Origin of the sequence: Winogradskyella sp. (assembly GCF_025210595.1) — a bacterium.
Taxonomy (GTDB): Bacteria; Bacteroidota; Bacteroidia; order Flavobacteriales; family Flavobacteriaceae; genus Winogradskyella.
Map to the genome: position 1 here is coordinate 26,367 of NZ_JAOARH010000112.1, position 8,424 is coordinate 34,790.

At 32.3% G+C, this 8,424-nt stretch carries 5 protein-coding genes and 1 pseudogene; 2 read left to right on the forward strand and 4 right to left on the reverse strand.

Going from position 1 to position 8,424, the window contains the following annotated elements; all coding sequences use genetic code 11:
• Positions 1-2: 2 nt before the first annotated feature.
• Positions 3-2,408: an efflux RND transporter permease subunit gene (locus tag N4A42_RS11820; RefSeq protein ID WP_294074245.1), complete on the reverse strand. Its 2,406-nt coding sequence runs from the start codon at positions 2,406-2,408 to the stop codon at positions 3-5.
• A gap of 219 nt (positions 2,409-2,627) precedes the next feature.
• Here N4A42_RS11820 and N4A42_RS11825 point away from each other — a divergent pair, with 219 nt between their 5' ends.
• Complete coding sequence (locus N4A42_RS11825; protein ID WP_294074247.1) at positions 2,628-3,050, forward strand: hypothetical protein; 423 nt, start codon at positions 2,628-2,630, stop codon at positions 3,048-3,050.
• A 73-nt stretch (positions 3,051-3,123) separates the two neighbouring features.
• Here N4A42_RS11825 and N4A42_RS11830 read toward each other — a convergent pair whose 3' ends face one another.
• The 3 genes from N4A42_RS11830 to N4A42_RS11840 all read right to left on the reverse strand — a co-directional run bounded on the left by N4A42_RS11830 (position 3,124) and on the right by N4A42_RS11840 (position 6,068).
• On the reverse strand, positions 3,124-4,161 hold the full coding sequence (locus N4A42_RS11830) for an aldo/keto reductase (protein ID WP_294074249.1): 1,038 nt from the start codon (positions 4,159-4,161) through the stop codon (positions 3,124-3,126).
• A 109-nt stretch (positions 4,162-4,270) separates the two neighbouring features.
• Entirely contained in the window at positions 4,271-5,230 is a 960-nt protein-coding gene (locus tag N4A42_RS11835; RefSeq protein ID WP_294074251.1) for an OmpA family protein, read from the reverse strand.
• Positions 5,231-5,306: 76 nt separating this feature from the next.
• The gene (locus tag N4A42_RS11840) at positions 5,307-6,068 is read right to left on the reverse strand and encodes an exodeoxyribonuclease III (RefSeq protein ID WP_294074253.1); all 762 of its coding nucleotides are present in this window, start codon (positions 6,066-6,068) and stop codon (positions 5,307-5,309) included.
• A 215-nt stretch (positions 6,069-6,283) separates the two neighbouring features.
• Here N4A42_RS11840 and N4A42_RS11845 point away from each other — a divergent pair.
• Positions 6,284-8,424, forward strand: a pseudogene (locus tag N4A42_RS11845) (hypothetical protein); the annotation flags it as partial.

Sequence of the window (8,424 nt, forward strand, 5' to 3'; positions counted from 1 at the left end):
TCTTATTCGTTTTTTATAGGACCTTCATTGTCATCTTCTGAAGGAATAATATCTATGGCTGGTTTACGCAATACTTCTTTATTAGCAATATTTCGTTCTAACGATAATAGAAGTGATGGTAATAGTAACAAGTTAGAAAGCATAGCAAACAATAAAGTAATAGATACTAAAGCTCCTAAAGCTACTGTACCTCCAAAGCTAGATATGGTAAATACTGAAAAGCCAAAGAACAATACAATTGAGGTGTAAAACATACTTACTCCAGTTTCTCTTAAAGCAGCGTATACCGATTTTCTAATTTTCCAGTGGTTTGCTTGTAATTCTTGCCTGTATTTTGCTAAGAAATGTATGGTGTCATCTACCGAAATACCAAAAGCAATACTAAACACTAATATGGTAGAAGGTTTTATTGGTACGCCAAGGTAACCCATTAAACCAGCGGTAACTAAAAGTGGCAATAAATTTGGAATAAGAGACACAATAATCATTCTAAAAGAACGGAACAAATAAGCCATAAATAATGAAATTAATAAAATGGCTAATGATAATGATATTACTAAGTTTCTTACCAGATAATTAGTTCCTTTTTGAAATACTAAAGCTTTACCAGTCATGGTAACTTCATAACGTTCTTTTGGAAATAACTTGTCTATTTTATTTTGAATATTCTCTTGAATTCGCTCCATTTTATCAGTACCAATATCTTTCATAAAGGTTGTGATGCGAGCATACTGACCTGTGCTATCAACAAAGTTTTTTAATAAATCTACATCAGATGAAGAGTTCTTAGCATACGATAGTATAAAACTGTTTTCTTGACTTGTAGGTAATTGATAATACTTTGGATTGCCATTATAGTAAGCTTGCTTACTATATTTAACTAAGCTTACTATAGAAATTGGTTTAGATAATTCTGGTGTTTCTTCAATGAGTTCTTCAAGTTCATTAATACGTTTTAAAGTAGCTAGTTTCATAACTCCTTTTTTACGCTTGGTATTTACCATAATTTCTAATGGCATTATACCATTAAACTCATCTTCAAAAAAACGAATGTCTTTAAAAAACTGCTTATCTTTTGGCATATCTTCAATTAGACTACCAGAAATTTTCATCTGATTTATACCAATCATACTTGCCATAATTAATACAAAGGCAGTAACATAAATAGTAATTTTTTTGTGTTTTACCATGTGTTCCATCCAGTCTACAAATCCGCCAATCCATCGTTTATTAAGATGTTTTAAATGACGTTTTTTAGGATATGGTAAAAACGTATACATTATAGGTATTATAAGTAAGCAGAGTATAAATATTGCTAGAATACTAAGCGAAGCAACAATACCAAATTCTTTAAGTAATTTACTTTCGGTTAAAATAAAAGTTGCAAAACCAGAAGCGGTTGTAACGTTAGTCATTAAAGTAGCATTGCCTACTTTAGTAATTACACGTTGAAGCGATTTCACTTTATTTCCGTGAGCTCTAACTTCGTGTTGGTATTTATTTATTAAGAAAATACAATTTGGTATTCCAATAACAATAATTAAAGGAGGAATAAGCGCAGTAAGCACTGTAATTTCGTAACCCAATAATCCTAAAATACCAAAGGTCCACATTACACCAATACACACAACAATTAAGGAAATAAATGTGGCTCTAAAAGACCTAAAGAATAAAAAGAAAATTAGAGAAGTAACAAATAGCGCAGCACCAATAAATATTGGAATTTCGTCAACAATATTCTGAGAGTTTAGTGTTCTAATATAAGGCATGCCAGATACTCTAACATCTAAATTGGTTTTAGCTTCAAAATCTTCAATTCTTTTTTCTAAAACATCAATAATAAAATCCTTACGAATAGGTGTATTTACAATATCCTTTTTTAAATAAATAGCACTTCTGATTGTCTTTGATTCAGCATTAAACAAGAAGTTATCATAAAAAGGATACTTTTTAAATAACTCGTTTTGAAGCTTATTTATCTGCCCAATACTTGTTATAGAATCTTTAATAAAAGGTTCTAAATCAAATTGCTCTTTTTGGGTGTTCTTTATTAGTTTTTGAAGGTCTTTAATAGACAAAACCGTTTCTACCTCATCAAAAGATTTAAACGAATCAGCAAGTTTATTCCAAGCGTTAAGTTGCTTAACTGAAAAAAGACTAGAATCTTTTACACCAAGAACAATGAGATTACCTTCTTCACCAAAGACTTTTAGGAAATTATTATAAGTAATATTTACTTCGTGTTCATCTGGCAACATATTAGCTTCTGTATAAGTGAAGCGCATATGATTCCATTGCATGCTAAAAAATACTGTAGCCGAAACAATAGCGATAAGAATAAAGATCTTATTACGAAGAATTATTCTGGCAATAGCTTCCCAAAATCCTGTTGTTAATAGTTTGAACATGATAGCGTAGCAACCTTAGAGATAGCCCATAAGGTATTAATTGAAACTAAATATTATACTTAAATGATGCTTATTTATAAGCGATCGGCAAAGGTAGAAAAAACCTAAGGATTAGATAAGGAATTAACACTATTATAATGTCGAAAAATAAATAATAATAGATTTTTTTGATGACATTATTATAAAATTACGATGCAATAGAAATTTAATAGATTCAAAATGAAAAAAATCTTTTTAATACTGGTAGTATCATCATTGTTGTTTAATTGTAAAAATGATGATGATTCAAATGATTCTGATTCTGATTTTTCTGAGTTAATTGTTGGTGAATGGAGCTTAAGAAATACGACTCCTAATTTAGATTGTGATTATGGATGGAGTTTTGGTTCTGAAGGTCAATTTAGTTCTTCGGATATAGATACTTGCAATAACGGTTGTGGTGGTGGAGGACCTGTAGCACATGGAGGAACTTACACCATTGAAGGGAATAGTCTTGTTATTGTAAGCGGATTAACATTTGTAGATTGCGAAATTGCCTTTGACGACAATAGCCTATTGGTTTATTTTGATGATGATGATTCTATTTTGAGTTTTGACTCAGAGGACTCACCTTTGGTTTTGAGTAGAATAGTTTGTGATTAATTAAAAAAATCTATCTTCTTAAGATTCTCAGAAAGAAGGCAGATTTATTATACATTCATAGTTAATTTAGAAACTAAGGTGCAGGATTTGGTATCTCAGCATGAACCTCATTAATAGCTTTTAAGACATCATCAGATAGAGAAATATTAATGCTGTTAATATTTTCTTTAAGTTGTTCTAAGTTAGTTGCGCCAATAATGGAACTTGTTACAAAAGACCTTTCATTCACAAAAGCTAATGCCATTTGAGCAAGAGACATATTATTCTCTTCAGCAATTTTTAAATAACGTTTTGTAGCTTCTGTAGCTTGTTCACCACTGTAACGAGCAAATCTTGGGAATAGTTTTAATCTAGCATTGTCAGCAGCAGATCCTTTAATGTATTTGCCAGACAACACACCAAAAGCCATAGGAGAATAAGCTAGTAAACCAATGTTTTCGCGATGTGCAATTTCTGCCAAGTCGCCTTCAAATGTTCTACTTAATAGTGAATACGCGTTTTGAATGGTAATCATTTTGGGTAAATTATTGTATTTAGCTTCTTCTAAATAGCGCATGGTTCCCCAGGCCCCTTCATTAGAAATTCCAATGTGCCTTATTTTTCCAGACTTAATAATTTCATCAAGGTTATGAAGAATTTCATTAAAATTATCTTGCCAAGGGTCGTTTGTAATATGTGTATAATCGCGTATGTCAAAAACATTGGTTTGGCGTTCTGGCCAATGTAATTGGTACAGGTCAATGTAATCGGTTTGTAATCGTTTTAAGCTATCATCAACAGCTTCGTTAAGTGCAGTTTTACTAAAACCTGTGGTTCTAATATGAGCTGTGTAGTCTCCAGGTCCTGCAATTTTTGAAGCTAAAATCACTTTATCTCTGTTGCCGGTTTTTGTAAACCAATTACCAATAATGCGCTCGGTTTCAGCGTAAGTGTCTGCTGTGGCTGGTACAGGGTAAAGTTCTGCAGTATCAAAAAAATTAATCCCATTGTCTATTGCCATATCCATTTGAGCAAAACCTTCGTCTTGAGTGTTTTGGTTGCCCCAAGTCATAGTGCCAAGGCAAAGTTTGCTGACTTTTATATTAGTGTTGGGAAGTGTGGTGTATTTCATAGCATTTTCCACGAAAATGGGATTTTTTTTAATTAAATTTTTATTTTGTCATCCTAAACTTGTTTAAGGATCTCATTATAGTAAATTCCTGCTTTTGCAGAAATGATAACTAAATTTCGTTTAACAGTTTTGAAATTTCATCTAATTTAGGTGTTAGAATCACTTCAATGCGTCTGTTTTTTGCTTTTCCTTCAGCAGTATCATTAGAAGCTACAGGTGCATATTCGCCACGACCAGCTGCTGTTAAATTTTCAGGATTAATAGAGGTGTTTTCTCTTAAAATATTTACTATAGCTGTAGCACGTTTAGTAGATAAATCCCAATTACCACTCAATTGTGCGTTGCCTTTGTAAGGAACATTATCTGTGTGTCCTTCAATTAAAATAGCAATATCAGGATTTTCAGCTAAAACACTTCCTAATTGCTGTACTGCCTTACGTCCTTCTGTACCAACAGACCAGCTTCCAGATTTAAATAAAAGTTTATTTTCCATAGAAACGTATACTTTTCCGTTACGTTGCTCTACGGTTAAACCTTTACCTTCAAAATTGGTTAATGCTTTAGAAACAGCATCTTTTAATGCACGCATGTTAGCATCTTTAGCCGCAATAACACTTTCTAATTCTGCTACACGTTTAGAGCGGCTTTCTAATTCTTTTTTTAATTTTTCTAAGCGTTCATTTTCGGCAGCAAGAGCTTGTTCTTTTGCTTCTAGTTGTGCTAAAAGTTCTCTGTTCTTTTTTGAGTTTTTTGCAATTTCAGCAGAGCTATTTTTTTCTAATGCATCATAAGAGGCTTTTAAATTATCTCTATTGGTTTTTGTTGCAGCTAATTCTGATTTTAATTGACTTAACTCTTCAAGAACTGTATCGTATTGCTTAGAAGTTGCATTTAAGTCATTAGATAAAGAGTTTTTTTCAGTAGAAAGCTTTTCTATATCTTCAGATAGCGTTCTGTTTTCTTTTTTAAGATCAGCGTATTTGTCTTCTAAATCGGTATAGATTTTTTTAGAAACACAAGATGATAATGTGATTAATGTAAGTGCTAGTAACGAAATTTTTTTAATCATGTTTTTTGTAGATTCGTTTGTTGTTAAGTTTATAATTCGGGTTACGTTTTATTGTTTATTTACAGTCTGCTTCAAATTAGATGCTGAGTTCTAATAAAATTGGGCAATGGTCACTGTGAACGGCTTCGGTAAGTATAACGCTTCGTTTTATTTTTTCTTGTAAAGGTTTGCTAACCATAGCATAATCTAGTCTCCAACCTTTGTTGTTGGCTCTTGCATTTGCTCTGTAGCTCCACCAAGAAAATTCTTGTTTTTCAGGATGTAGATGTCTAAAACTATCCACAAATCCACTATCTATAAAATCACCTAGCCATTCGCGTTCTTCTGGTAAAAATCCAGAGACACCTTTCATCTTTGGGTTGTGAATATCTATAGGCTCATGGCAAATATTATAGTCTCCACAAACCACTAAGTTAGATTTTTCATTTCTAAGGTTATTTAAGTAGTTGTGGATGAGATCCATATATTCAAACTTATGTGCTAATCTTGCATCATTAGTTCCCGAAGGTAAATACATACTCATAATAGAAACACCATCGTAATCTACTCTTAGATTTCTACCTTCAAAATCCATAGATTCTATTCCAGTACCATATTCAATATGATTAGGTTCGTTTTTACATAAAATAGCCACACCACTATAGCCTTTTTTTTGCGCACTAAACCAATAATTATAGCTGTAACCAGCTTCTGTAAAAAGGTCTAAATCGAGCTGTTCTTTCATAGCTTTAATTTCTTGCAGGCAAATCACATCTGGATCTGTAGCTGTTAACCAATCTATAAAACCTTTATTTATGGCAGCTCTAATGCCATTAACGTTGTATGATACTATTTTCATATTTATCTTCCGCGAAAGCGGAAGTCTCTTTTAATTTAATATTTTATAAGGAGTTGACATCACTTCATCTAATTAAAAAAAACTTAATAATTAAAGTTAATTGTAACGTTTAATATGTCGGCAACCAAAATTAAATAATACTGTACTTTTACACTATTATTTTATGCTGCTTTTAACGTCAAAATATTTTGAGTTATTAACAGTTATTATTCTACATGAAGCCAATACTACTTTTTACGTTATTATTTAGTGCTCTTTTGGGTTTTTCTCAAGAGAATACTAGTAATTATAAAATGAAACGTGTTGCTGTGAAGAATTCTGTTATAATAGATTCTTTGAGTATTAATCCTTCAAAATTTGTAGTGAAGACAAAATTAGGAAAGCTTGTAGATTCTTCATTATATACCGTAGATTACAAAAAGGCAATTTTAAAGTTTATACAACCGATTGCTACTGATACTGTTGAGATAGAATATTTGCGTTACCCAAAATTTATTACCAAAGTCTATAAGCAACTCGATGATAAAGTAATTGTTGATAGATCATCAGCAGGTATAGAAACCTTATACAAGCTAAGTAATACAAAACGGCAAAACACCTTTACACCGTTTGATGGTTTAACAACTTCAGGTAGTATCTCTAGAGGAGTGACGATTGGTAATAACCAAAATTCGGTGTTAAATAGCGAACTCGATTTGCAAATATCAGGTAAGTTGAGCGATAAGGTTTCGCTAAGAGCGTCGATACAAGATGCTAATATTCCCTTACAGGAAAGCGGTTATTCGCAACGTTTAGATGAGTTTGATCAGGTATTTATTGAATTGTTTAGTGATGATTGGAATATAAGAGCAGGTGATGTTGATTTGGTAAATACCAATAGTTATTTTGCTAATTTTTCTAAGCGCGTACAAGGCTTGTTGGTTAATGCTAACCTTAGCGATAAAACATCGGTTTTTGCTTCGGGTGCTTTGGTGAGAGGGCAGTTTACCACAACACAATTTACAGCACAAGAAGGTAATCAAGGGCCTTATAAATTAAGAGGTCCAAATAATGAGTTGTTTGTACTTATAGTTTCTGGTAGTGAGACAGTTTACGTTAACGGTATTGCTCTAGAACGTGGTGAGAATAGAGATTATATTATTGATTATAATGCAGGAGAAATTATATTCAACTCTACATATCCTATTACGTCCGAAATGCGTATTACGGTAGATTATCAATTTAGCGAACGTAATTATTCAAGATTTACTGTGTTTGGTGGAAGTAGCTTTAAAACGGACAAGTTAAGTTTAAATGTTTCTGTTTATTCTGAAAGTGATGCTAAAAATCAACCATTGCAACAAAACTTATCTTCTGAACAAACTCAAATTTTAGCTGAAGCGGGTGATGATACTAGTTTGATGGTGGCACCTTCTGCTACGGAAGAATCGTTTTCTGAGAATAGAATTCTTTACCGAAAAGAGATTATTGATGGTGAAGAAGTTTTTGTGTTTTCTCAAAATCCCGATGACCAATTGTTTAGTGTGCGTTTTACCTTGGTAGGTGCTAACCAAGGAAACTACGTGTTAAGTAATGATAATGCAGTAACTAACATTTTTGAATATGTTTCACCAATTGGAGGTGTGCCGCAAGGAAATTATGAGCCAACAACGCAATTGGTGGCGCCAGAACGATTGCAAATTGCAGTATTAAATGGTCGATATCAACCTAGTGAAAAAACAAACATATTCTTTGAGTTAGCAGGTAGTAAGAATGATATTAACTTGTTTTCGAGTATAGATGATGGAGATAATGATGGTTTTGCAGGTAAGTTAAAGATAAATCAAAGCTTAATAAAAGCAGATAGTCTTTGGAGTTTATCGGCTTTGGTAGATACTGATTTTATTCAAGAGAATTTTAGAACCATTCAGCGTTTATACAGAGCAGAATTTAACCGCGATTGGAATTTAGAAGATAATAGAGACGATCAAGGCAATTTTATATTGGGTAATCAATTGTTGTTCACTTCTGGGCTGCAATTATCTCATGCTAAAAAAGGTACAGCAGCTTACAATTTTGAGTATTTAGATTATGCTAATAATTTTAATGGAAGTAGACATAATCTCACTGCAAATTTGCGTTTGGGTAATTTTAATGTTTTTTCAAATTCTAGTTTTTTAAATAGTGAAAGTACTATTAATAGCTCTACGTTTTTAAGATCTTTTAATCGAGTAGTTTATGGTAAAGGAAATAAATGGACAGGAGCTAAATTTGCTGTTGAAGATAACGAACAAAAGGTTATAGCTTCAGATGAGCTAACACCTTTAAGTCAGAGATTTTCTGCCTACGAAGCTTTTGTGGGTATTGGTGATAGTAC